The sequence below is a fragment of the Pyramidobacter sp. C12-8 genome (assembly GCF_002007215.1).
In the GTDB taxonomy this organism is placed as follows: Bacteria; Synergistota; Synergistia; order Synergistales; family Dethiosulfovibrionaceae; genus Pyramidobacter.
The window spans coordinates 1-1,689 of the sequence record NZ_MUHX01000061.1; the positions used below are offsets into that span (position 1 = coordinate 1).

Here is a 1,689-nt window from a genome sequence, read left to right on the forward strand (position 1 = left end):
GTCGGCGATCTTGAATTTCGCTTCGACGTTATTAATCACGGTGGAGCTGTTGTTGATGGTATTGCTCAGTGTCGAACCGTCCAGGCCGATGGTGAGGCCGCCCGCGTCGACTTTCGTGGTGACGCCGCCGGCGCCTGTGACCACCAGCGGAGTGGCGCTGTTGATCAACTTGCTGCCCGGTACGGCTTCCGCGTCCTTGATCGTCCAGTTCGCCGTTCCGCCGATGGCGCCGGTCAGGGCCGCGGTGTCGAGGCTGTACTTCACGCCGTCGGTGGTCATGGCGGACTTGATGTAGGTGCCGTCGCCTTCGAATTTGACGGTCGGTTCGGTGTCCTTGGCCAGCGTTACGGTCTTCTTCGTTCCCGTTTCCGCAGTCACGCCGAATTTGGCGCTGATGTTGGTGATCGGGGTCGTGGTCGCGTTGTTGATGTTGGTGATCACGCTGCCGGTGATGTTCTGGGCGAGTTTGGCCGTGTCGATGCCGTAGGTGACTTTGGTGCCGGTCAGGCCGACGGTCATGGTGTCGTCGGTCGTCGCGAACTCGATCGTCGGTTTGGCGCCGCCGAGGGCGACGTTCGACGTGGTGCTGCCGGCTTTCAGGTCGAAGCCGTCTTTCAACGCGTTGATGGCCGAATTGTTGGCGATGTTGAGGTTGGTTCCGAGGTTGGGGTCGGTCTTCACGGTGACGGTGGCGCCGTCGGAGGCGTTGGCTACTTCGACGAGGATTTTGTTGGCTTCGCCCTTGAACTGGATGTTCTTTTTGGACGCGCCGCCCAAAGTGATGTCCTGCTTCGTTCCGGCTTCGTTGCTGACGGTGAAGCCGCCGGCGAGGTTCTGCACGGTGGTGTTGTTGGTGATGGCGGTGTTCAGCGCCGTGGTGTTGAGGCTGTACTTCACGCCGTTCGCGGTCATCGCGGAGGTGATGTAGGCGCCGTCGCCTTCGAACTTGATGGTTTCCGTTCCGGTCTTGTCCGCGGTGATGGTTTTCGTTCCGGTCCCGGCGTCGGCGATCTTGAACTTTGCCTGTACGTTGGTGATCGGGGTGGAGCCGTTGTTGATGTTGGTGATCAGCTTGCTCTTGTCGATGCCGTAGGTGACTTTGGTGCCGGAGAGGCCGACGGTCATGGTGTCGTCGGTCGTCGCGAATTCGATCGTCGGTTTGGCGCCGCCGAGGGCGACGGGGCTGGTGACGGTTCCGGCTTTCAGGTCGAAGCCGCCTTTCAGTTTCGAGATGTCGCTGGTGTGCCCGGTCACCGTGCCGGTCAGATTGGCAATGTTGGTGACGTTCTGCTGAACGGTGAGATTGTTGGTGATGGTGCTGTTCAGCTTGGTCTCGTCCAGCGTGAAGTTCAGCCCGGCGGCGTTGACGATGGGTTTGATGTAGGCGTCGCCCTTGACGACCAGCGGCGTACTGGCGTCGATGACTTTGGAGCCGGGCGTCGGGGTCTGGCTGTCCTTGATGGTCCAGTTGGCCGTTCCACCGATGGCGGCGTTCAACGCGGCGGTGTCGAGGCTGTACTTGACGCCGTCCGTAGTCATCGCGGATTTGATGTAGGTGCCGTCGCCGGCGAACTTGACGGTCTGCGTGCCGGTCTTGTCCACGGTCACTTCCTGCGGACCGGTGCTGTCGCCGGCGATCTTGAACTTGGCCTGCACGTTGGTGATCGGGGTGGAGCCGTTGTTGATCTG

General features: G+C 61.0%; 1 protein-coding gene. It reads right to left on the reverse strand.

Annotation, left to right across the window (positions count from 1 at the left end; translation table 11 throughout):
• On the reverse strand, positions 1 to 1,689 hold a 1,689-nt coding region (locus B0D78_RS12960), incomplete at both ends, for a hypothetical protein (RefSeq protein WP_168170133.1).